General features: G+C 34.9%; 22 protein-coding genes. 12 read left to right on the forward strand and 10 right to left on the reverse strand.

Annotated features, from left to right (window positions below; translation table 11 throughout):
* Positions 1-290: 290 nt before the first annotated feature.
* The 3 genes from BMX24_RS18050 to BMX24_RS18060 all read right to left on the reverse strand — a co-directional run bounded on the left by BMX24_RS18050 (position 291) and on the right by BMX24_RS18060 (position 2,662).
* Entirely contained in the window at positions 291-902 is a 612-nt protein-coding gene (locus BMX24_RS18050; RefSeq protein WP_089795264.1) for a short chain dehydrogenase, read from the reverse strand.
* 68 nt (positions 903-970) lie between these two features.
* Positions 971-1,864, reverse strand: coding sequence for a helix-turn-helix domain-containing protein (locus BMX24_RS18055; protein WP_089795266.1), 894 nt, complete (start codon positions 1,862-1,864; stop codon positions 971-973).
* Positions 1,865-1,897: 33 nt separating this feature from the next.
* A complete protein-coding gene (locus BMX24_RS18060; RefSeq protein WP_089795268.1) occupies positions 1,898-2,662 on the reverse strand; it encodes an SDR family NAD(P)-dependent oxidoreductase in 765 nt (254 codons plus the stop codon).
* A gap of 181 nt (positions 2,663-2,843) precedes the next feature.
* Here BMX24_RS18060 and BMX24_RS18065 point away from each other — a divergent pair, with 181 nt between their 5' ends.
* From BMX24_RS18065 to secG, 3 genes are all read left to right on the forward strand, one after another.
* The gene (locus BMX24_RS18065; protein ID WP_089795270.1) at positions 2,844-4,157 is read left to right on the forward strand and encodes a M16 family metallopeptidase; all 1,314 of its coding nucleotides are present in this window, start codon (positions 2,844-2,846) and stop codon (positions 4,155-4,157) included.
* A 51-nt stretch (positions 4,158-4,208) separates the two neighbouring features.
* Positions 4,209-6,254, forward strand: a complete 2,046-nt coding sequence (locus BMX24_RS18070; protein WP_089795272.1) for a M16 family metallopeptidase — start codon at positions 4,209-4,211, stop codon at positions 6,252-6,254.
* A 131-nt stretch (positions 6,255-6,385) separates the two neighbouring features.
* The gene (gene secG / locus BMX24_RS18075) at positions 6,386-6,724 is read left to right on the forward strand and encodes a preprotein translocase subunit SecG (RefSeq protein WP_089795274.1); all 339 of its coding nucleotides are present in this window, start codon (positions 6,386-6,388) and stop codon (positions 6,722-6,724) included.
* 65 nt (positions 6,725-6,789) lie between these two features.
* Here the strand turns inward: secG and BMX24_RS18080 are convergent, their stop codons facing one another.
* From BMX24_RS18080 to recR, 5 genes are all read right to left on the reverse strand, one after another.
* A complete protein-coding gene (locus BMX24_RS18080; protein ID WP_139176892.1) occupies positions 6,790-7,821 on the reverse strand; it encodes a WaaS/CpsH family glycosyltransferase in 1,032 nt (343 codons plus the stop codon).
* The gene (locus BMX24_RS18085) at positions 7,818-8,948 is read right to left on the reverse strand and encodes an NAD-dependent epimerase/dehydratase family protein (protein WP_170835746.1); all 1,131 of its coding nucleotides are present in this window, start codon (positions 8,946-8,948) and stop codon (positions 7,818-7,820) included. Before BMX24_RS18085 ends, BMX24_RS18080 begins: the two co-directional genes overlap by 4 nt.
* A 17-nt stretch (positions 8,949-8,965) precedes the next feature.
* A complete protein-coding gene (locus tag BMX24_RS18090; RefSeq protein ID WP_089795280.1) occupies positions 8,966-9,775 on the reverse strand; it encodes a glycosyltransferase family 2 protein in 810 nt (269 codons plus the stop codon).
* Complete coding sequence (locus tag BMX24_RS18095; protein WP_139176894.1) at positions 9,776-10,840, reverse strand: hypothetical protein; 1,065 nt, start codon at positions 10,838-10,840, stop codon at positions 9,776-9,778. It abuts the gene before it with no gap.
* A gap of 121 nt (positions 10,841-10,961) precedes the next feature.
* Positions 10,962-11,576: a recombination mediator RecR gene (gene recR, locus BMX24_RS18100; RefSeq protein WP_089795284.1), complete on the reverse strand. Its 615-nt coding sequence runs from the start codon at positions 11,574-11,576 to the stop codon at positions 10,962-10,964.
* A gap of 292 nt (positions 11,577-11,868) precedes the next feature.
* Here recR and BMX24_RS18105 point away from each other — a divergent pair, with 292 nt between their 5' ends.
* The 7 genes from BMX24_RS18105 to BMX24_RS18135 all read left to right on the forward strand — a co-directional run bounded on the left by BMX24_RS18105 (position 11,869) and on the right by BMX24_RS18135 (position 16,805).
* Positions 11,869-12,474, forward strand: a complete 606-nt coding sequence (locus tag BMX24_RS18105; RefSeq protein ID WP_089795286.1) for an LURP-one-related/scramblase family protein — start codon at positions 11,869-11,871, stop codon at positions 12,472-12,474.
* Between the two features lie 20 nt (positions 12,475-12,494).
* Entirely contained in the window at positions 12,495-12,989 is a 495-nt protein-coding gene (locus tag BMX24_RS18110) for a hypothetical protein (protein WP_089795288.1), read from the forward strand.
* A 134-nt stretch (positions 12,990-13,123) separates the two neighbouring features.
* Positions 13,124-14,569 carry an aminoacyl-histidine dipeptidase gene (locus BMX24_RS18115; RefSeq protein WP_089795290.1) on the forward strand — a complete coding sequence of 482 codons (1,446 nt, stop codon included), beginning with the start codon at positions 13,124-13,126 and terminating at the stop codon, positions 14,567-14,569.
* A gap of 71 nt (positions 14,570-14,640) precedes the next feature.
* The gene (locus BMX24_RS18120) at positions 14,641-15,609 is read left to right on the forward strand and encodes a tetratricopeptide repeat protein (protein WP_089795292.1); all 969 of its coding nucleotides are present in this window, start codon (positions 14,641-14,643) and stop codon (positions 15,607-15,609) included.
* Position 15,610: 1 nt separating this feature from the next.
* A complete protein-coding gene (locus tag BMX24_RS18125) occupies positions 15,611-16,192 on the forward strand; it encodes an LOG family protein (protein ID WP_089795294.1) in 582 nt (193 codons plus the stop codon).
* A 62-nt stretch (positions 16,193-16,254) separates the two neighbouring features.
* A complete protein-coding gene (locus tag BMX24_RS18130; RefSeq protein WP_185116626.1) occupies positions 16,255-16,497 on the forward strand; it encodes a hypothetical protein in 243 nt (80 codons plus the stop codon).
* Positions 16,488-16,805, forward strand: coding sequence for a type II toxin-antitoxin system RelE/ParE family toxin (locus BMX24_RS18135; RefSeq protein WP_089795296.1), 318 nt, complete (start codon positions 16,488-16,490; stop codon positions 16,803-16,805). Before BMX24_RS18130 ends, BMX24_RS18135 begins: the two co-directional genes overlap by 10 nt.
* A gap of 80 nt (positions 16,806-16,885) precedes the next feature.
* Here the strand turns inward: BMX24_RS18135 and BMX24_RS18140 are convergent, their stop codons facing one another.
* On the reverse strand, positions 16,886-17,215 hold the full coding sequence (locus BMX24_RS18140) for a 2Fe-2S iron-sulfur cluster-binding family protein (protein WP_089795298.1): 330 nt from the start codon (positions 17,213-17,215) through the stop codon (positions 16,886-16,888).
* Positions 17,216-17,227: 12 nt separating this feature from the next.
* A complete protein-coding gene (locus BMX24_RS18145; protein WP_089795300.1) occupies positions 17,228-18,283 on the reverse strand; it encodes an NAD(P)/FAD-dependent oxidoreductase in 1,056 nt (351 codons plus the stop codon).
* Positions 18,284-18,441: 158 nt separating this feature from the next.
* Between BMX24_RS18145 and BMX24_RS18150 the strand changes: the two genes are divergently transcribed.
* Together BMX24_RS18150 and BMX24_RS18155 are read left to right on the forward strand one after the other, a co-directional pair.
* Positions 18,442-19,212, forward strand: coding sequence for a DUF3108 domain-containing protein (locus tag BMX24_RS18150; protein WP_089795302.1), 771 nt, complete (start codon positions 18,442-18,444; stop codon positions 19,210-19,212).
* 358 nt (positions 19,213-19,570) lie between these two features.
* On the forward strand, positions 19,571-21,985 hold the full coding sequence (locus BMX24_RS18155; RefSeq protein ID WP_228404918.1) for a DUF5916 domain-containing protein: 2,415 nt from the start codon (positions 19,571-19,573) through the stop codon (positions 21,983-21,985).
* The last annotated feature ends 246 nt before the right edge of the window (positions 21,986-22,231 follow it).

A 22,231-nucleotide genomic window follows, 5' to 3' on the forward strand; every position in this document is an offset into this window, starting at 1 on the left:
AGTGTATTATATGGAGAATTCAAATTTTGGTTTTAGATATTAGAAGTTGGAATAAGCTTATATAGAATTAATAATAAAAAATAAAGACTATTCTCTATTATTGGAAATCGCAAAGGCGCAAAAACTTTTACCTTGATGCAGGTTTTAAGGTGCAAGAAAATCAAAGATTTTTAGCAAGCATTTTATAAAATAAAAACTATAGAAATTTTATCGCAGATAAAATCCTTGCGCCTTAAAATAGTTTTTAATATTATTTGCGCCTTTGCGATTTCCAATAATAATGAACAATCTTACACTTTAATAATCCTTCCATTAAAAACTCCGGCAATCGATTTTTCATAAGCCTTCGCTACTTTCCAGGCTTCAACAGGGATAAAACCAGGGAAAAATGGATGATAATCCTCCGATTCCACTAAAACAGTCGGACTGATACAATTGATTCTGATATTTCTCGGCAATTCATAAGAACTGGCCTTCACAAAGCCTTCGATAGCTCCATTCACGGTAGTTCCGATGATACCTCCGGCGATAGGCTCGTCTGTAAGAACTCCTGAAATTAAGGTAAATGAACCGTTATCATTAATGAAAGGCAGTGCGGTACGAACAATATTGATCTGCCCCATCAATTTGCTTTCGAAAGAAAAGGCAAAATCCTGATCTGTGAAATTTTCCAGAGGTCCGAATTTTACATCTCCGGCAGCATTGGCCACTGCATCGAAATTTCCAACCGATCTGAAAAGCTGTTCCAAACTATTTTTATCCTGAATATCCGCATGAAAATCTCCAGAGTTTCGGGAAACCCGGATCACTTCATGACCATTTCCTTCAAGATTTTTTGAAACTTCCTTTCCAATCGTGCCGCTTGATCCGATGACGATGATTTTTAACTTTTTAGAATCCATATTATATTAAGATTTGATTTAAAAATTTATTTAAAATACTCTTTTTAACGCAAAGTTTTTTTTTATAATTAATTGAGATTTCTATAAGATTTAGGTGACATTCCGGTTTTGTTTTTGAAAAGCTTTGTGAAGTGTGACGGGTGCTCAAATCCCAGATCATATGCGATTCCGCTGATGGATTCGTCGGTACTCCACAACAATGCTTTCGCTTTATCAATTAATTTTAAATGAATATATTCCTGACAGGATTTTCCGGTGTATTTTTTTAATAAATCCGAAAGGTAATTCGGTGACATATTCAGTTTTCCGGCAAAATAGGCAACGTCCGGAATTCCTGACTGCACCAGCGTTTCCTGAGCAAAATAATCATTCAGCAACCGTTCAAAATTGGCAACCACATCATTACTCGCTTTTGTTCTGGTAAAAAACTGGCGTTCATAAAACCGCTCACAATACGACAGCAGCAACTCCAGATTCGTCAGAATAATATGGTAAGAATGCTTATCTACATTCAAGGAAATTTCTTTCTGAATATTTTTCACACAGTCTTCCAGCACAAGCCTTTCCGCTTCCGAAATATGCAGCCCTTCGCTTGTATCATACCCGAAAAATGAATATTCCGTCAGTTTATGTCCTTTTCCTGTGGCATTCAGGAAATCGGGATGAATGTAAATTCCCCAACCGCTCACTTTATTTTCCATTCCGGGAGACAAGGTCTGATGCGGAGCCGTAAACATCATCGTTCCTTCGGAGAAATCATAATTCGTTCTTCCGTACTGAAAACTTCCTTCTATTTTTTTACAGGCAATGGAATATAAATCCAGTCTGTAAACGGCATCGGGTTTCCTGTGGCTCCGGTCGACTTTAGCCAGATCAACAACGGTCACAAGCGGATGCAATGGCTTTTCATACCGAAAAAAATCGTGCAGTTCCGAAATCGAATTGATGTCTACATAATCCATTTTGCCTATTTTTTTACATTAAAAATAATAAATTTAAATATAAATTCCTCCACTGATTTCAATACGCTGAGCATTCACAAACCGGCTGTCATCAGAAAGCATTGAAGCTACAAAAAGACCCACATCATCGGCTTCTCCGAGTCTTCCTAAAGCTGTCATTCCCGCAATTTGCTGACGGTGGCTTTCATCTCCTTTTCCTCCACCGAATTCTGTATCAATAGCTCCGGGAGCCACAGAATTGGCCCTGATTTTTTTGTCTGCAAATTCTTTCGCAAAATATCTCGTTAAGGAATCAATTCCGGCTTTGATCGCGCCGTAGACCGCAACTGTCGGAAATGCAAATCTGGCCAAACCGGATGATATATTAATGATCTGCCCTCCGTTTTCCATCAAAGGCTCCAATTGTTGCGTGAGAAAAAATACACCTTTAAAATTAACATTAATTAATTCATCAAAAATAGCTTCCGTGGTATCTTTTATTAATGTTCTTTGGGCGATTCCTGCATTATTTACAAGATAATCGAAAGAATCTCTGCCCCAATCTTTCAACGTTTTTGATACTTCATCAGCAAAACCTGAAAATGTGCTGATATCGGCTACATTTAATTTCAAAGCAATTGCTTTTCCACCATTTGCATTGATTTCTTCTGCTACGGCTTTTCCCTGTTCCGGATTGTTGTTGTAGGTTAAAATAACAGCTATCCCACGTTTTGCGGCATTGATAGCGATACTTTTTCCAATTCCGCGGCTTCCACCTGTGATCACCGCGATTTTCTGATTGTGATTATTTGTTTCCATAAGACTTGATTTTTATAGGACAAAGTTCCACACTTTCAGTATTTTAAAATTAAACTTTTAAAGAAATTACTTATACATTTTACTGATTATAAATGTTTAGACTTATTTTGATAAAAAATCAGCTATAGATTGTAACAATTAGAGTAAATTTGGCACTAATTGACAAAACAATTTCTACTTTATGAAAAAGCGACTTCTTTCTGTTGCTGCAGCGGCTTTCTTCGGGATGGCTCTGAATGCACAACAAATTAAATTCGAAGAGTATGACTTACCAAACGGTCTTCACGTAATTCTTCATCAGGACAATTCTGCACCGGTAGTTACAACAGGTGTAATGTATCACGTAGGTGCAAAAGATGAAGTAAAAGGAAGAACAGGTTTCGCGCATTTTTTCGAGCACCTTTTATTCGAAGGAACACCAAACATCAAAAGAGGTGAATGGTTCAAAATAGTTTCTTCAAACGGAGGACAAAACAACGCCAATACGACAAACGACAGAACGTATTACTACGAGACTTTCCCATCAAATAACGAACAATTGGGTCTTTGGATGGAAGCTGAAAGAATGCGTCACGCGTTGATCAACCAAGTTGGTGTAGACACACAAAGAGAGGTTGTAAAAGAAGAAAAAAGATTGAGAATGGATAACCAGCCTTATGGAAATCTTTTCACGACAATTCAGAAAAACTTATTTACCAATCACCCGTACAACTGGCCGACGATCGGTTCTATGGAAGATTTAAATGCTGCAAAACTAGATGAGTTCCAGGCATTTTATAAAAAATATTACGTTCCGAACAACGCTACTTTAGTCGTTGCCGGAGACATCAAGCCTGAGCAGACTAAAAAATGGATTCAGGAATATTACGGAGGAATTCCAAAAGGAACCCTATATCCTAAAAATTTCCCGAAAGACACTCCTATCACTCAGGAAAAAGAAGTAACAGCTACGGATCCTAACATCCAGCTTCCTGCTTACGTTTTTGCGTACAGAACGCCGGGTAACAAAGAGAAAGACGCTTATGTTCTGGATATGCTTTCTTCTTATTTAAGTAATGGTAAATCTTCGGTTTTATATAAAAAATTAGTTGACCAGGATAAAAAAGCACTTCAGGTAGCTGCTTTCAACCAAGGTCTTGAAGATTACAGTATTTTCGCATTCTTCGCGATCCCGATGGGACAGACTACTAAAGCAACTTTACAAGCTGACATCGATGCTGAAATCAAAAAACTTCAGACGACTTTAATCTCCGAAGAAGATTATCAGAAACTTCAAAACCAGTATGAAAACCAGTTTGTGAATGCCAACTCAAGCATTCAGGGAATTGCAGCTTCATTAGCAACGAACCACGTATTGATGGGAGATACCAACCTTATCAATAAAGAAATCGACATTTACAGATCTATCACAAGACAGGATCTGCAAAATGCGGCTAAAAAGTATCTTAATTCCAACCAAAGAATAATCATTAACTACGTACCTGAAAAGAAATAATCATTCAGAATTTTAGGTTTAAAGCTGATTATTAAAATTAAATTTTTACAAATGAAAAAGCAATTAACATATATAGCTGCAGCGTTTTTCTTCACAGGAATGGTTTCAGCACAGAAAATTGATCTTAATGCAATGCCAAAGCCGGGGCCGACTCCAGCGATTAATATTGCCAAGCCAAAAACATTCCAGCTAAGCAACGGTCTTACGGTAATGGTGGTAGAAAACAACAAATTACCAAGAGTAACAGCGAATCTTTCAATGGACAGACCTCCATACTACGAAGGAAGCGTGGCTGGTGTAAGCGATATCATGGCTGAACAGTTCGAAAACGGAACAACCAACATGAGCAAAGATGATTTCAACAAAAAAGTAGATTATCTTGGTGCAGGTCTTAACTTCTCTTCAAACGGTGCGTCTGCCAATGCACTATCAAAATATTTCCCTGAAGTATTGGGTTTAATGGCTGATGCTATTATCAATCCTAAATTTTCTACTGAAGAAATCCAGAATTCTAAAGAAAGAGCTATCGAAGGATTAAAATCTTCAGAAAAAAATGCTTCTGCGATTGCATCTAAAGTGTCTAACGCCTTGATGTACGGAAAAAATACGTCAAGAGGAGAATTTGAAACCGTTGAATCTATCAACAAAATACAATTGGCTGACGTACAGAATATTTACAAAAAATATTACGCTCCGGACAATGCTTATTTAGTAATCGTGGGAGATGTAAAATTTGATCAGGTAAAACCTTTGATCGAAAAATCATTCAACGGTTGGAAAAAAGCAAACACTCCGATTTCACCACTGGAACCGGCATCTAATGTTGCTAAAACAGAGATCAATGTAGTAGATGTACCTTCTGCTGTACAATCTGTTGTTTCTGTCAACAACCTGAACAACCTGAAAATGAAGGATCCGAATTATTTTGCTGCAGTTATGGCCAACTACATTCTTGGAGGAGGCGGTGAAGCAAGACTTTTCATGAATCTTCGTGAGAAAAACGGATTTACTTACGGAGCTTATTCAGATATGAGCGCAAGCAAATATTCACCTGATTTCTCGGCAAGCGCAAGTGTAAGAAACGAGGTTACGGATAAGGCTGTTAAGGAATTCATGAACGAACTTAACGCGATCTCAACCGTAAAACCAGAAGAATTGGAAAATGCCAAAGCAAAACTAAAAGGAGCTTTCATTCTTTCATTGGAGCAGCCTGCTACAGTAGCAAGATTTGCATTAAACCAAAAAGTTCAGGATCTTCCTTCTGATTTTTATACAAACTATTTAAAATCTATCGATAAAGTAACAGCTGCAGATATTTCGAATGCTGTAAAAGCCACTATTTTACCAAACCAAAGCAGAATTTTCATCGCCGGTAAAGCTTCTGATATTTCTGAAGGATTGGATAAATTGGGTTATCCAGTAAAATATTTCGATAAAGATGCTAATCCTGTTGCAAAACCAACGACTCAAAAAGTGGATGCCAACGTAACGGTAGCTTCTATTGCAGACAAATACATCAACGCTATCGGAGGAAAAGCCAACCTGGAAAAAATCTCTTCTTATACGATGAATGCTTCCATGACTATGCAGGGGCAGACTATTGATTTTAAAATCATTAAAGCTCAGGGCGGTAAAGAATTAACGACGGTAACAGCAATGGGACAGGTTGTTCAGAAGCAGGTATTTGACGGTAAAGCAGGATATTCTGAGCAAATGGGACAAAAAGTTCCTATGAAAGCAGAACAAATCGCTGAAAAACAGAAAAATCCTGAACTTTTTGAAGAATTAGGTTTCGCAAAATCTGCCGATTATAAAGTAGCGGGAATCGAAAAAGTGAACAATGAAGATTCATACGTAGTGAAAGGCGGAGATACTACTTACTACTACAGCGTAAAAACAGGTTTGAAAACAGGAGAAACGAAAACTGTAAAAGCGCAAGGAAAGGAAATGACCATCCCTACAACATTCTCGGATTACAAAGATGTATCCGGAGTGAAAATGCCTTACAGCATCTCTGTAAACCAAATGGGAATGGATATGACCATGAACGTAAAATCTTACGAAGTAAATCAGGCTAAAGACGCTGATTTTAAATAAAAACTTCTATTTCTATAGAAAAGCGGCAGCCAAGGCTGCCGCTTTTTATTTTTATTAACATTTGGTTGCTTCTTTTTTTGTGATTCGGTAAAAAAAGATTAAATTTGCCCATTCTAAAAGATATCAAATTAATGGATTCTATATTTATACTATTGATGGTTCTTATTATGATTGCCAGCGTTTTATTGGTAATCATCGTTATGGCTCAAAATCCGAAAGGAGGAGGTCTTTCCAGTACTTTCGGAGGTGCATCTTCTGCACAGTTTGGAGTACAGAGAACCAATGACTTCATGGAAAAAGCAACATGGACTCTAGGAGGAACTATCATCGTTCTTATCCTTTTAAGCGTTGTACTTACAGGTAAGCCTGCACAAACAGCACCTGCTCAACAACAGCCAGTAAAACAAGAAGCTCCTGCTAAATCTGCTCCTGCTTCTTCTACGCCGGCACAGACACCAGCTACTAAATAAGCAAATAATATTTTTACATAAATAAAGCAACTCAATTGAGTTGCTTTATTGTTTTAGCTTGATTTTTAATTCTTTCTGAAGGAATTCCAATAATCGTCCTGATCCTTTATAAACAGACATTCTATAAAAGAATCCAGTGACATTTTGTAAAGGACATCTTCACCCAGTTCCTGAAAATCTGTCTTAAAAAATTCGGGATCTAATTGAATATTCTTGCGATCGATCACCAAAATATTATCCGGATTATAGAAGGGATAATTTTTAATATCAAAATTCGTAGTAATCAGTTTTCTTCCGGACGCCAGCACTTCAAAAGTTCTGATTGTTAATCCATTCTGAAACGGTTTATTGATATCAAGTACAGATTTCGTTTTTTTATAAAAATCTATGATTTGATCATGATTAAGTTTATCAAAACTTACTTTATCAATATCGAACTGCTTCAAGCTTTTATCAATAATTTTTTTTAATCTGAAAGTAAATCTTCCCATTGCATAATAATAAAAGTATGACCTTAGCTTAAGTTGATCCGCAATAACTTTTATTTTTTCTCCCACAATATACCGATCCGTGTGTGCACTGCCTATAAATACGATATCATACTCTGGCACACCTTGGTTCTGTCTTAAATTTTTATATTCATCCAGATAAAAAAGTGGTCTGAAATTCAAATTATATTTGACCGAATCATTATATTCAAAAGTAAATTTTTTATCAAAATATTTTAAATTAGAAATAAGATTAGGATATTCTGTCAAAGGATCAAAATTGTAGTAGATCATCTCCATGTCAGGGTTACTTTCCTTGATTTTTTCAAGAAAAAAAGCAGGAATTGCTTCACCTTTTATCAACAGGAAATAATCGTATTTCTTATGTTTAATATCATCCAAAATCCGGTTGTAGTATTTATTTATTTTTAAATGATACAACCTTTTATTAAGACGAATGATTCCTTTGGAAATATTGGAGTTGGAAGGCCTTTCATCATAAAAATCCACTTCATTTCCCATCTCAGTAAGTCTTTTTGCTATGGCTCTTTCATATTTAAAAAAACTGACTGATAAGAAAAGAATTTTTTTGTTTTTCAGGCTGATCATTTTAAAAGTCCTTTTACTTTCATCTCTTCCAGAGATTCTTTGAACTTCACATCCTGAATATTTTGCTGCAATACCCAATTGGTAAACTTCGACATTCCTTCTTCAAAAGATATTTTAGGCTGAAAGTTTAATCTTGATTTAATCTTGCTGATATCTGCAAAATTGTGCCTGATGTCTCCCAAACGGAACTGGCCTGAAATATTGATTTCGAAATCGATATTATAAAATTTTCTGAGATTTTCTGCAACGGTCGTCACTGCCGTTGAAACTCCAGTTCCAACATTGAAAATTTCTCCGTTTGCGGCATCATTTTCAATACATTTTATCGTTGCTTCCACTGCATCGTCAACGTGGATGAAATCTCGGGACTCCCTCCCGTCTTCAAAAACATTAATATTATTTCCATTAAGAATCTGGGATGAAAAAATAGATAAAATTCCCGTATATGGATTCAGTAAAGACTGACCTTCTCCATAGACATTCTGGAATCTTACCGCGACCGGCGCCACTCCCATCGATGAACAGGCGGTCATCACCATTTGTTCCTGGGTATATTTTGTAATTCCGTAGATGGATGTTGGATGTATTTTTGATTCTTCATCTGTAGGAAGTGCAGTAAGCGTTTGTCCGTCAGGATAAATAATATCAAACTTCCCGCTTCTCATTTCTGCAACATTTCTCGGTTTCGGATAGATCAACCCTAATTCCGGATGCAGATATTTTCCTTCGCCGTACACTGCCCTGGAAGATGCAATGACAACTTTTTTCACATTATGAGGTTTATTTACCAGAAGATCAAGCATTTTTGACGTTCCGGAAACATTCACTTCCGTATATTTTTCAATCTCGTACATCGATTGTCCGGTTCCGGTTTCTGCGGCCAGATGCACAATCACTTCTTGCCCTTCAATCGCTTTTTCCCAATCTTCAAGGTTGATAATATCTCCGTGAATGAAATTGACCTTTCCTAAAATACTCCTGTACAGCGGCGAATCTTCTTCAGGATTTTCCCCGTGGATCTGAGAAGAAAGATTATCTAAAACAGTAACTTCATATCCTTTTTTCCTAAGTTCCAGCGACAACTTACTTCCAATAAATCCGGCTCCTCCTGTGATGAGTATTTTCATGCTTATTTGTGTAATGTTTAATTTTTTGTTTTCCTTATATTATAATAAAAGGTTCGGAACAGCAAAAGTAAATATTTTGCTTTGTAAAAAAGCCTAAATGTCACATATTGAAGAAAACTTATTTTTTTCAGTATATAGATTTCCTTTAGGTTCTTTCTAAAACCTTTAGCCATTTCCGGAAGATTCGCAGATAATCCTGAAACCCCGAACGTTCTTTTTCCCTTTCCTACAGTTACCAAACTTTCGTCCAAGATATACATTTTATTTTTTAATGAAACCTTCATCCAATAGTTAACATCTTCAGCATATCTTTGATCATCATCAAAATATCCCGTATTTTCAAGGACTTTCTTCCTGAACATTACGGTTGAAGGCTGTGCTTCATTTCTTATTAGAAGCTTCCTGAAGGTTATCTCTGCAAGTCCATTTTTTACATGATAAGGAAAAAGAATTTTATTGTTATTTCTAGCCGTTGCCAGAAAATCGATTTGCAGATCATTTTCAAAATGCTGTATCTGTTTTTCAATTTTATCGGTATGCCACTCGTCATCCGCATCCAGTAGAGCGATATAATCTCCTTTTGCAACTTTTAGCCCTGTATTTCTGCCCTTAGAAACTCCGCCGTTATTTTGATGTAATAAAATAATATTCAACTGTGGATTTTCTTTCATATAATTTTCTACAATTGCCTTGCTTTTATCTGTAGAACCATCGTTCACAATAATAATTTCAAATTTTTCCAGAGGAAAAGTCTGATTTTTTACAGAATCTAAAGCGGAAACTATAGATTGCTCAGCATTATACATGGGAACAATTACGGAAATCATTTAATTTTCTTTAAACTTATTTTTAAAAATACCCAAAACCAAAGTGATGATTACAAACGGCATACACATATTGAAAAAACTGAGATCAAAAAAAGAATTTGTAATCATATCCGTATAGCCATATTTTGCAAAATACATGATAAAAGGTACGAAAACACAAATAAACAGCAACGTTCCTGCACGAAAAGTAATGTCGGAAAATGATTGTATTTTAAAAGACAATACAAAAGCTGCCACAATATATAAAAGACTAAGTAATAGCGGCTGTTTTGCACCCTGAATCATAAGTGGGTTGTGCTTTATAAAAACATCAAAGCCAGGTGCATTATGAAAGAAAAAATAGGCAACAGCAGCCACTGTAATTATGAAAACCAAAGTAAACCGCAATTTCTCCAAAATTGAAAAATCATAAAACTTTTTAAACAATAAAATAATCAACGGAATAGCTGATGAAAGGCGTGTCATTAAAAACAATGCTGATAAAAATGAAACCAATTCCAGTTTCATATTATTTTTCATTAAAAATTTATTCCAGATTAAAAATGTAAATCCTGCAACAATAATAAAATTGGAAAATAAATCACTCTTCACATATACCTCCCACAAATAACTTGGTGAAAGAAAAAGTAAAATCAATACCGCCAGTCTTTGTTTATAATCCGTAAAAATTTTAAAGATCAGATAAGAAAAAAGTAAAAAACAAAAAGACTGCAAATATCCTACACTTCCGAAAAGCAGGTAAAAAGGCATTCCTAAAACAATAAGCATGGGAAGATTAGAAGATTCCCGACCCATATGATCCGGAATATTATAAGGATACTGTCCGTTCAATATTGCTTTTATCCCGATTTCCATGGCAGACCAGCGATCTACATTCAGGGAATTTCCGTCAATTTTATAATTCAGATAAACACTTAAAAAGAAGAATAAAACAACTCCAAACCAAAATAATATTTTATAAAAAACCTCTTTAAAGTTGAATTTTAAATAAAAAAAACTTACTCCCGGAACAGCCAACAAATAAACGGTTAAAATCAACATATTATAATTCTCCCCGTACTTCATGATAAACAAAGAATTTATAATAAGGTAAATTAAAAAACTGCTGTATTTTTTAATCGTATCTAAAGAAGTGTTACTTGAGAATTGTAAGATATCCATGAAGAATTGTAACGTTTACTTTGGTTTAAGAATTCCCTTCATTATACGGCAACCTGTTCATAATCGACCTTCCCAGAGAAATTTCATCGGCATATTCCAGCTCATCGCCCACCGAGATTCCTCTTGCAATGCTTGAAAAATTGACATTAAAGTTTTTAAACTTTTTGTAGATATAATAAGCCGTCGTATCGCCTTCCATCGTGGCACTCAGCGCAAAGATTAATTCTTTTACCCTGCCTCCGTTCAGCTTTTTTTCAATGCTTGGAATGTTGAGCTGATTCGGTCCTACGCCTTCCATCGGGGAAATTTTTCCGCCTAAGATCAAATATTTTCCGCTGTATTTCCCTGTATTTTCAATGGCAATAACATCGCGAACATCTTCTACAACGCAGATCAGTTCATCATTTCTTTTTTCATTGCTGCAAATTTCGCAAACATCAAAATCAGAAAAATTATGACATTCTTTGCAGTATTTTATTTCATTCACAAGGTTAATCACGGAATTCCCAAGACTTACCGCTCTGGAATTGGGTTGTTTCAATAAATGTAAGGCTAAACGTAAAGCCGTTTTCCTGCCAATTCCGGGCAATCCCGAAATCTCATCCACTGCTTTTGCCAAAACTTTACTTGGGTAATCCATAAGACAAAAATAGTGATAATTGTTGATAATTTATCGTTGTTAGCCACTAGTTTCTCTCTAAAAACATCTTTAAATTTAATGATTAATAAATCTCCACTGTTTGACTTAATAAATTTTCTTACTATCTGTTTTTTAAAGATTAATTTTTAAAATTATTTATAATTAAGTTAAAACAAAAAACTCTCTAAATCGAAACACTTTCACTTCCATCTCCCTTCTTCCATCTTCCATCTTAAATTAAAAACCTCTATCTTTGAATTTCTAAATATTAACTTGAAAAAAAATAAACTAAATGGTACTTAACAATTTAAATTATCCATTGGATTTTAAATTTAAGATCACAACATTAGCCAGTGATTTTAATATCACGGACAAAAACGGAAACTATGTAGCTTACGTTCGTCAGAAAATGTTTAAATTGAAAGAAGATGTAGTCATTTTCAATGACGAGAGCAAATCAAAAGAACTGTTCAGAATCAGAGCTAATAAATGGATCGATTTTAATGCTTCTTATTCCATCAATGAAGTGGCAACCGGAAAAAACTTCGGAAGGCTGGCCAGAAAAGGAATGCGCTCTCTTTGGAAATCTACCTACAATATTCTGGACGAAAATGATCAGCAGAAATTTACCATAACAGAAGATAATGCATGGACAAAATTCTTCGACGGACTGGTAAGCGAGATCCCGATTATCGGAATGTTTACGGGATATTTCCTTAACCCGGCTTATACCGTAAGAGGTATTGACGGAAAAGAATATTTTAAACTAAAAAAAATGCCTTCATTCTTCGGAAGAAGATTCCAGCTGGACAGAATGATTGATATTGATGATGAAGACGAAAGTTTAGTCATTCTTTCATTCTTAATGATGGTTCTTCTGGAAAGAGCAAGAGGATAAAATAATATAAACCACAAACAATGAAATACGTAATTATTTTTTTTTCAGCATTTCTGTTGGTCGCTTGTAAAAAAGACCAACAAACCGTTTCAAGTTCCGCACCTGTGGCAGATTCTTTAGCAACTGTTCAGGATACAGCAAAAACAGAGGTTTCTTCAGGAAAAATTTTAGTTGAAAACTTTCCTTTCCCGAAAGAAATTAAGGAATGTTCTTGTTATTTTGCAAAAAATAAAAAAGATTTTGAAGCAGAAAGATACATATATGCCGATGATGCCGGAAAAACTGCCTACATGAAACTTGACGGAAAAAGGGTCGCTATGAATCTTATCTCTTCAAGCGATATGGAAGTGGATGAAGAACTGAACAAAGAAATAGAAAATGATAATTACAAAATTTCCGTAAAAGGTAAAAAGATAAAACACGAAGAAGCTCTGTTATTTGAAGGTACTTTAACCATCGAAAAACCGGACGGAACCGTAGTCACAATGCCTATTTACGGTGAATGTGGATGTTAATGAGAAAAGAAAAACGAAAATGCTGATAAGTTTATTAGCTAATTAGCTTTAAACCGTTTAACAGTGATAAAAAATAGTGCTTCCGATCTACGGGAGCATTTTTTATTTCGTAATTTTGATAAAAATAAAAATTCATGGAACTATCTAATATAGAACCGCAAATTATCTGGAAAAATTTCTCCAAATTAAACGCTGTTCCAAGACCATCAAAAAAAGAAGAAAAAGTAATTGCTTTCATCAAAGAATTCGGTGAAAACTTAGGACTGGAAACCACAGTAGATGAAGTTGGAAATGTGATCATCAAAAAGCCAGCAACAACAGGAATGGAAAACCTGAAATCGGTTGTCCTTCAGTCACACCTGGATATGGTTTGTCAAAAAAATAACGATGTTAATTTTGATTTTGAAACAGAAGGCATCAAAATGGAAATCGACGGCGACTGGGTAAAGGCAAAAGGAACAACATTAGGAGCCGACAATGGTTTAGGAGTGGCCACTATCATGTCTATTCTTGAAAGTTCAGATATTCCGCATCCGGCTTTGGAAGCCCTTTTCACTATCGATGAAGAGACAGGGATGACGGGAGCGTTGGGGTTGAAACCCGGACAATTAACCGGAGATATTTTATTAAACCTTGATACAGAAGAGGACGACGAAATCGATATAGGCTGCGCCGGCGGAATTGACGTAACGATCACTCAAACCTACGAAGTTGAGCCTGCAAAAGGCCAGATTGTAAGATTTGAAGTAAAAGGTCTTCAGGGCGGTCACTCCGGGATGGATATTCACAAGGGATTAGGAAATTCCAATATTATCTTAGGAAGATTGCTGTACACGGCTTTAGATAAAGAAAACATTCAGTTGATTTCTATTGATGGAGGCGGATTGAGAAATGCCATTCCAAGAGAAGCTGTTGCGATTGTTTCTGTGAGGAATGCCAATGAATTTATCGAAGAATTGACAACCGGTCTTAAAAAAGAAATTTTAGAAGAATTTGCTACCATTGAACCTGGAATTCAGATTAATATCGAAAATTCTACTACATCTGAAAAGGCCATTTCAGAAGCGGATTCGAAAAAAATTATTTTAACTTTAAAAGCACTTCACAACGGAGTTTACAGAATGAGCCCGGATGTAAAAGATCTTGTGGAATCATCTAATAACGTTGCAAGAGTAGAATTAAAAAGCGGTGCACTTAAAATTTTAAACCTTTCCCGCTCTTCTGTAGAATCTACAAAATATTCAGTTGCAGAACAGTTGAAATCCGTTGCAGAATTAGCAGGAATGAATACCGAATTCAGTGGTTCATATCCGGGATGGAAACCAAAACCGGGTTCTGAAATCGTACAGCTGATGGAGAAAATCTATGTTGAAAAATTCACCGAAAAGCCACACGTCGTAGCTTGTCACGCAGGTTTGGAATGCGGAATCATTGGTGCAAATTATCCTGAAATGGAAATGGTAAGTTTCGGACCGACCATCAGAGGAGCACATTCTCCGGATGAAAAGGCAAACATCCCATCTACACAGAAATTCTGGACTTTCCTGAAAGATATTTTGGCGAATATTCCTTCAAAATAAGAATATAAAATTGCTATATTTAATATCCAAAGTCGCTTTGATTTTGGATATTCTTTTTTCAAATTGATACAATGACAAAAAAATTACTTTTAATCTTTGGCTTGCTACTTTTTAGTAAACATTTTTCTCAATCAGAAAAATTAATTGGTGAGTGGTTTCTTGATCGAACGGTAAAGTCTGACGGAAATAATTTAGAAATTAACAATCCTAAATATTCAATGTTCCTCACCTATAAAATTAATCCTAATGAATTAATGATTAATAACATTAAGTTTAAAGCCAAATTTTCTGTAGATCAAATAAAACTTGATAACAGAAATTTTAAATATTGGTTTGAAAAAGATTATTTATTAATTCAGGAAGGAAATGAAATTTCTCTATTTTTAAAAGCAGATAATTTTATAAAGAAATACCCCGAATTTGAACCCAAAGTTGAGATAAGAAATAATGACAGCGTAATAGTTGCTAATCAAATCATTCATCCGATATTTAATAACGAAAAAACTTTTGATGATTTTATAATACCGCTTATGACTCAAGAATCCTCAAAAAATATGAATGATTTATATTTTAATGCGGAGTATATTTTAACAAAAGATAATAAAATTACTGATATTAAAATTATAAATAAACGCACTCCACAATATGATTCTCAGTTTATTCAGGCATTAAAAAAAGCTGAAAAGTATTACGAAAATCCTTACAAAAAAAATTTACTTATAGTCGAAGAAAAACATTTCCTGAAATGGTATGATGATTTAAAAGACAATTCAGAAAAAGAGTTACATAATTATATATATGAGGGATCCGGATTTTATGATAATAATAATTTTGAAAAAGCAATAGAAAAGCTTAGTAAAATTGACCAATTGGACATTAAAGACAATAAATTTATGATGAATATTCATGATGCTTATATAAAATTAGGAATATCATATCTTGCTCTAGGTAAAAATGATCAGGCTTGTATAAATTTTAGAAAAGCAGGTAATTTAACAGATTTTGCAGTAAGAAATTATTTAAAAGATTTTTGTAAATAATATGAAAAATATCACAGTATTTTGCGGCTCAAGTTTCGGCTCAGATCCTATTTTTGAAGAGCAGGCAATCTTGCTTGGGCAAACATTGGCAAAACAAAATATACAACTGGTTTATGGCGGTTCAAACACAGGCCTAATGAAAGCAGTTGCAGACGGCGCATTGAACGAAGGCGGAAAAGTAACCGGCGTTCTCCCCCACTTTTTACAATCCAAAGAAATTGCCCATAAAAGCCTCACTGAATTGATTCTGGTAGAAACCATGCACGAAAGAAAAACCAAAATGAATGAACTGTGCGACGGTGTCATCGTCCTTCCCGGCGGTTATGGAACTTTGGAAGAGTTTTTCGAGATGATCACCTGGGCGCAACTCGGCCTTCACAAAAAACCAATTGGAATTTTGAATATCAATGGATTTTATGATGATTTGATTAGACTTGTCCAGACCATGGTCGATAAAGGATTTTTAAAACAAATCAATCGCGATATGCTGCTGATCAGTGATAATATTGATGAGCTCTTGGAGAAGATGCGAAATTATGAGGCTCCGAGTGTTGGGAAGTGGATTTCGAAAGAGGAAGTTTAAAATTATTTACCTATATTTTATTAAACAAAAAATCATTAATTTTGATTTAAATATTAAAAATTATGAATTTAGAAGCACGTAAAATATCGCTTGTTCAAGAATTCTTGAGGATTGATAATGAGAAAATAATCAGTGCTTTAGAAAATGTACTTCATAAAATTAAATCTGAGAATTTTGATGAAAATTTAAAACCTATGTCTCTAAATCAATTTAATGAGGAAATTGATAAAGCAATTGAAGATGAAAATAAGGACCGATTGATTAATACTAAAGATTTAAAAGATAAAATCCAAAAATGGGATTAGAAATTCTTTGGTCACAATTTGCAGAAGATAAGTTGTATGATATTTTTCACTACTATAAATTTAAAGCGGGTATAAAAATTGCGAAAAAAATAGTCAATGAAATTGTTGATAAAACTTTAATTTTAGAGCAGAATAGTCAGGCTGGACAAATTGAAGAATTATTAATTGAGAGAAAACAGGAATTTAGATATTTAGTCTCTGGAAATTATAAAATTATCTATTATATCAATCTGAAAACCAAAAGGATTATCATTGCAAATGTTTTTGACACAAGACAAAATCCTTTAAAATTAAATGAAACCAAATAATTCAATTTTTGATTATAACAACAACAAAAACTCCCGAAGAAAATCTTCAGGAGTTTTTTATATAATTTAAATAAAATTTTCTAAGGATAAGGAGCAATTTCCACTTCAAGACCTTCCATGTTCATTGCCATGTGTAATTGACAACCCAATCTACTGTTTTCTTTCACATGGAAAGCTTCGGCAAGCATCGCATCTTCTTCATCTCCCATCGGCTCAAGTCCAGGATCGTTAATTACATAAACCTGACAAGAAGCACACATAGCCATCCCACCACATACTCCGATTGTTCCTTCTTCTGCCAATTCATATGAACGGATGATTTCCATTAAGTTCATGGACATATCCGTTGGAGCAATAACATCGTGAGTTACACCTTCTCTATCGGTGATTTTTATATTGATATCTGACATAATTTTGCAAAATTAGTCAATTTTTTTCACAACAGCTTTCTCAGCTTCTTTTCTACTTCCGTCGAATCCGTCTACACCGCTTACCGTTGTGTATTTCAGTACATATTTTTTACCAGGATTCAATCTGTTGTAGACACTTTGGCACATCAATGTTGCCTCATGGAAACCACAAAGAATCAATTTTAATTTTCCTGGATAGGTATTGATATCTCCGATAGCGTAAATCCCGTCGATATTGGTCTGATAGTCTAAAGCATTATTTACAACAATAGCATTTTTCTCGATATTCAGTCCCCAGTTTCCGATTTCACCCAATTTTGGAGTCAATCCGAATAAAGGAATAAAATAATCGGTTTCGATGTCGTAAGCTTCCTGCCCATCAACTTCTACTGTGATCCCTTCAACTTTTCCGTCACCTTTGATTGCTGTAACTTCTGCAGGAGTAATTAATTTAATTTTACCCTGATTTTTCAGTTCCTGAACTTTCTCTACAGAATCCAAAGCTCCTCTGAACTCGTTTCTTCTGTGGATTAAAGTTACCTCACTCGCCACATTCGACAGGAAAATACTCCAGTCAAGCGCAGAATCTCCTCCACCGGCAATTACCACTTTTTTATTTCTGAAATGTTCAGGTTCTTTCACAAAATATTCAAGACCTTTTTCTTCGTAGTCTGCAATGTTTTCGATGGTTGGCTTTCTAGGCTCAAAAGTTCCCAAACCTCCCGCGATAGCGATGGCTTTAGCTCTGTGAACAGTTCCTTTATTAGTAACAACTTCAAACCATTCGTCATCTACTTTTGTATAAGAAACAGCTGTTTCCCCCAAAGTGAACCCCGGCTGAAACTGCTTGATCTGCTCCATTAAATTATCTACCAATTCACCAGCATTTACAGAAGGATAACCAGGAATATCGAAAATAGGTTTTTTAGGATAAAGCTCAGCCAACTGTCCTCCCGGCTGAGGAAGTGCATCGATAATGTGACACTTCATTTTTAATAGACCAGCTTCAAAAACTGCAAAAAGCCCGGTAGGTCCCGCACCTATGATCAATATATCAGTAGTTATCATATTCGTAAAGATAATTTAATTATACTTGTAGCTGCAAATTTACTAATTTTAATGCGAAGCATATTTAATTCAGTCTAAATAAAAAACTGAGATTTGTCAAATATCCCTAAAATTTTAAAGATTTTAAATTTGGCAGTGTTTTTGTAAAAACTCTAACTATGAAGAAACTTTTAAGTCTTTTAACAATATTTGTATTCTATTTAGGATTTGCCCAGATAGATAATATTGCCGATGGAGAGTCCATCAAATTCAGAATTCACTACGGATTCCTGAACGCCGGGACAGCTACTCTCGTGACACAAAAAACAACTTATAAAGGTGTCCCGCATCTTTATGCCAAAGGAACGGGTGAAACTACCGGAGCTGTAAAAGCCTTTTTCAAAGTGGAAGATTTGTACGAAAGTTTCATTAATGTACAGACCGGACTTCCTAGTTTTTATGTAAGAAATGTAAAGGAAGGAAGCTACCGCCAGCATTTTGAAACGGTTTTCAATCACGATAACAATACCCTTATTTTAACGGATAAAAAAACTCCCGCCAACGGATCAAAAGTCATTAAATCGGTAAAAGGAGTTCAGGATATGCTTTCATGTTTTTATTATTTAAGAAGCAAAAGCCCAAGTGAATTAAAACCAGGAACAGTAATGAACATGAATGTCTGGATCGATGATGAAATGTTTCCTTTCCAGCTGAAAGTAGTAGGAACTGAAAACCTGAAAACGAAATTCGGAACCATTAATTGTTTAAAAATTATTCCTTCCGTAAAAAGCGGCAGGGTTTTTAAAGAAAAAGAAGGCGTGACGATGTGGGTTTCCAATGATGCCAATCACATCCCGATGCTCTTGAAAGCCGAACTGGCAGTAGGTTCCTTAAAAGCAAGTATAGATGAGATAAAGAATGTAAAATATCCTTTAAAATTCTCAAAATAAACATATAAGGTCTGTTTAAACTAACTAAAAAAATTTAACCACAAAAGATACAAAAGATCAACATATTAGTTAGCTATCTTAAAAATAAAAGCTTACAAAAGACTAAAAATCAAAGATTTTTAAAACTTCTATGTTCTTGTTTGCAGTTTAATAATAAGCTTAAAATAATTACTGTATTAATCTTTTGTATCTTTTGTGGTTAAAATGAAAAGCTTAAACAAGTTCACTGTAGTTTTTTCAAAATCATGAAATGTCTGTACAATTTACAGACATTTTTTTTGTGGTATGTAATAGATTTCAAAACTTAATTGTCTTCTTTGTATAAACGCTAAGACCTAAGACCATGAAAACTCAATTGATGATTCTTTTTATTGTTTTACTTTCGGTTTTCACCTTTGCCCAGAAAAAGGAGAACGACAATATTGTAAGAAAAAAAATAGTGATCACAAAAACAGCTTCCTCTCCAAAAATTGATGGAATTCTAGATGATGCAGAATGGCAAAATGCCCCGGTTGCGACCAATTTTATCGAAAGAAATCCCAACAATGGAAAGCCACAAGCCGATTCTATAAAAACGGAAGTTAAAATTTTATATGATGATACGGGAATTTATTTTGGAGCACAGATGTACGACCCGACTCCCGGAAAAATCGCCAAAGAACTTACAGAAAGAGACGGCATCAGCAATGATGATTTTTTTGGAGTTGCCTTAAACGGGTATAATGATAAACAGCAAAGTTTAGAATTTGTAGTGACGGCAGCCGGAGTTCAGTTTGATGCAAAATTAACAACCGACGGTGAAGATGACACATGGAATTCTATCTGGTACAGTGGCGCAAAAATCAATGAAAAAGGCTGGTCTGCAGAAATAAAAATTCCTTATTCTGAATTGAGGTTTCCGAAAAGCAATGTGCAGGAATGGGGAATGAATATTTTCCGAAGAATTCAGAGGATTAAAGCGTCTTATGACTGGAATTTTGTAGACAATGCCAAGAATTCTTATACTTTATTCGACGGGGTTTTGCAGGGTATTGAAAACATTAATCCTCCTACACGATTGTCATTTACGCCTTATTTTTCGACTTACGTTAATAGTTTTGACGGAAAAACAACAGCCAATTTCAATGGAGGAATGGATGTAAAATACGGAATTAATGATGCTTTCACATTTGATATGACCTTGATTCCTGATTTTGGGCAGGCCAATTTTGATAATTCTATTTTAAATTTAACCCCTTTTGAACAGCAGTTTTCCGAGCAGAGAACATTCTTTACCGAGGGAACCGAATTGTTCAGCAAAGGCGGAATGTTTTATTCAAGAAGAGTTGGCGGTGAACCGACAGCTTATCCGACGATCTCAGCGAATGAGGAAGTTACAGAGTATCCTTCAAAAGTAAAATTATTTAATGCTTTTAAAATTTCCGGAAGAACGAAAAAAGGTCTGGGAATAGGATTTTTCAACGGAGTTACCCAGAGAATGGAAGCTACGATTGTAAATAATGAAACCGGTGAAACAAGAAAAGAAGTCGTAGAACCCTGGACGAATTACAATGTTCTGGTTTTTGATCAAAGATTCAACGGGAATTCTTCTGTATCACTGGTGAATACGAATGTAACAAGAGACGGCAGTTTTCGTGATGCCAATGCAACGGGAATTCTCTGGGACCTCAACAATAAGAAAAACACCTACAAAACCTTCGGAAGCCTGAAAGGAAGCTGGGTGATGAATGGTGAAACAAAATTCGGTACTCGCGGCGAAGCAGGTTTCGAAAAAATTGCAGGAAAACATCGTTTTTCGATCAACGGAAATGTGACGACAAAAGACTGGGATATCAATGATGTAGGGTTTTCTACCAAAACTAATTTTGCGAATTATAATGTCTGGTACGGTTACAGGATTTTGCAGCCTACAAAGACTTTTAATAATATTTATCTGAATTTTAATCTAAATTATTACCACCGATTAGAACCATTTATTTTCCAGAATTTTGTTTTTAATCATAATAATAGTTTTACAGATAAAAACTTCAGAAACTTCGGGGGCGGAATTGAATTTACCCCACTCGGACAAAACGATATTTATGAACCGAGAACCTTCGGAAGACACCTTAAAGTTCCGGGATATTTTGATTCGTGGGTTTGGTTTGAAAGTGATACGCGGAAAAAACTTCAGTATAATTTTACCGTAGATTATTATGCTTTTGACCAAAAAGGGAGAAATCAAATCTTTACCAACTTCGGATTGCGTTACAGGTTTTCAGATAAATTCAATGTAAACTGGAGCTTTAACCCTAGTTTCAGCAATAATGAAACAGGCTTTGCCGGAAAAAACGATACGGATATCTTTATCGGAAGAAGACAGAGAAATACGTATGAAAATGCTTTAACCTCAAAATATACTTTTAACGAAAAAATCGCACTTACCCTTACTTTCAGACATTATTTTTCGGATGTTACCTATAAGCAATTTTATACTCTCAATCAGGATGGAAGCCTTACCAATACAGATAATTTCACCAATAATCTCAACGGAACTTACAACGCCTGGAATGTAGACCTGCGATTTTCCTGGTGGTTTGCTCCGGGAAGTCAGCTGACTTTATTATACAGAAATGCCACTTCCAATTATCTGGATATATCGAGACTGAACGTGACAAAAAATTACGATATGCTTTTCAGTGAACCCACCGTGAATAATTTTTCTTTAAAACTGACATACTTTTTAGACTACAACAGAATAAAAAACTGGACAAAGAAGAAAAATAAAAGTTGATCGTACATCAATGACCGTAGTAAATTTTTTTAATAAACTCGTTTTTAATTACGTTTTGTTTCTTAGGTCAGTAATTAAAAACAAAAGAACCTCCGAAAGTTTTCGGAGGTTTAATTTTTTTAGTATCATTTGTGGTGTTAGAGATCTTTGATTCTTTCTCATCATTTGTGTTTCTTGAGAAACCAAAGATCATCTTAGTTGTCTTTTCTAAATAATTTTTTTTTATCCTTTTTGTTGATACAAAGA

Source organism: Chryseobacterium wanjuense (assembly GCF_900111495.1).
Lineage (GTDB): Bacteria > Bacteroidota > Bacteroidia > Flavobacteriales > Weeksellaceae > Chryseobacterium > Chryseobacterium wanjuense.

What these genes read in the sequence shown, in the direction of transcription:
- BMX24_RS18065 (WP_089795270.1), top strand. Translation starts at nt 2,844, where the DNA reads ATGAAAAAGCGACTTCTTTCTGTTGCTGCAGCGGCTTTCTTCGGGATG.
- recR (WP_089795284.1), bottom strand. Translation starts at nt 11,576, where the DNA reads ATGGATTACCCAAGTAAAGTTTTGGCAAAAGCAGTGGATGAGATTTCG.
- BMX24_RS18080 (WP_139176892.1), bottom strand. Translation starts at nt 7,821, where the DNA reads ATGATCAGCCTGAAAAACAAAAAAATTCTTTTCTTATCAGTCAGTTTT.
- BMX24_RS18050 (WP_089795264.1), bottom strand. Translation starts at nt 902, where the DNA reads ATGGATTCTAAAAAGTTAAAAATCATCGTCATCGGATCAAGCGGCACG.
- BMX24_RS18115 (WP_089795290.1), top strand. Translation starts at nt 13,124, where the DNA reads ATGGAACTATCTAATATAGAACCGCAAATTATCTGGAAAAATTTCTCC.
- BMX24_RS18090 (WP_089795280.1), bottom strand. Translation starts at nt 9,775, where the DNA reads ATGATTTCCGTAATTGTTCCCATGTATAATGCTGAGCAATCTATAGTT.
- BMX24_RS18070 (WP_089795272.1), top strand. Translation starts at nt 4,209, where the DNA reads ATGAAAAAGCAATTAACATATATAGCTGCAGCGTTTTTCTTCACAGGA.
- BMX24_RS18060 (WP_089795268.1), bottom strand. Translation starts at nt 2,662, where the DNA reads ATGGAAACAAATAATCACAATCAGAAAATCGCGGTGATCACAGGTGGA.
- BMX24_RS18110 (WP_089795288.1), top strand. Translation starts at nt 12,495, where the DNA reads ATGAAATACGTAATTATTTTTTTTTCAGCATTTCTGTTGGTCGCTTGT.
- BMX24_RS18055 (WP_089795266.1), bottom strand. Translation starts at nt 1,864, where the DNA reads ATGGATTATGTAGACATCAATTCGATTTCGGAACTGCACGATTTTTTT.
- BMX24_RS18085 (WP_170835746.1), bottom strand. Translation starts at nt 8,948, where the DNA reads ATGAAAATACTCATCACAGGAGGAGCCGGATTTATTGGAAGTAAGTTG.
- BMX24_RS18125 (WP_089795294.1), top strand. Translation starts at nt 15,611, where the DNA reads ATGAAAAATATCACAGTATTTTGCGGCTCAAGTTTCGGCTCAGATCCT.
- BMX24_RS18155 (WP_228404918.1), top strand. Translation starts at nt 19,571, where the DNA reads ATGATTCTTTTTATTGTTTTACTTTCGGTTTTCACCTTTGCCCAGAAA.
- BMX24_RS18140 (WP_089795298.1), bottom strand. Translation starts at nt 17,215, where the DNA reads ATGTCAGATATCAATATAAAAATCACCGATAGAGAAGGTGTAACTCAC.
- BMX24_RS18135 (WP_089795296.1), top strand. Translation starts at nt 16,488, where the DNA reads ATGGGATTAGAAATTCTTTGGTCACAATTTGCAGAAGATAAGTTGTAT.
- BMX24_RS18105 (WP_089795286.1), top strand. Translation starts at nt 11,869, where the DNA reads ATGGTACTTAACAATTTAAATTATCCATTGGATTTTAAATTTAAGATC.
- BMX24_RS18130 (WP_185116626.1), top strand. Translation starts at nt 16,255, where the DNA reads ATGAATTTAGAAGCACGTAAAATATCGCTTGTTCAAGAATTCTTGAGG.
- secG (WP_089795274.1), top strand. Translation starts at nt 6,386, where the DNA reads ATGGATTCTATATTTATACTATTGATGGTTCTTATTATGATTGCCAGC.
- BMX24_RS18145 (WP_089795300.1), bottom strand. Translation starts at nt 18,283, where the DNA reads ATGATAACTACTGATATATTGATCATAGGTGCGGGACCTACCGGGCTT.
- BMX24_RS18095 (WP_139176894.1), bottom strand. Translation starts at nt 10,840, where the DNA reads ATGAAGTACGGGGAGAATTATAATATGTTGATTTTAACCGTTTATTTG.
- BMX24_RS18120 (WP_089795292.1), top strand. Translation starts at nt 14,641, where the DNA reads ATGACAAAAAAATTACTTTTAATCTTTGGCTTGCTACTTTTTAGTAAA.
- BMX24_RS18150 (WP_089795302.1), top strand. Translation starts at nt 18,442, where the DNA reads ATGAAGAAACTTTTAAGTCTTTTAACAATATTTGTATTCTATTTAGGA.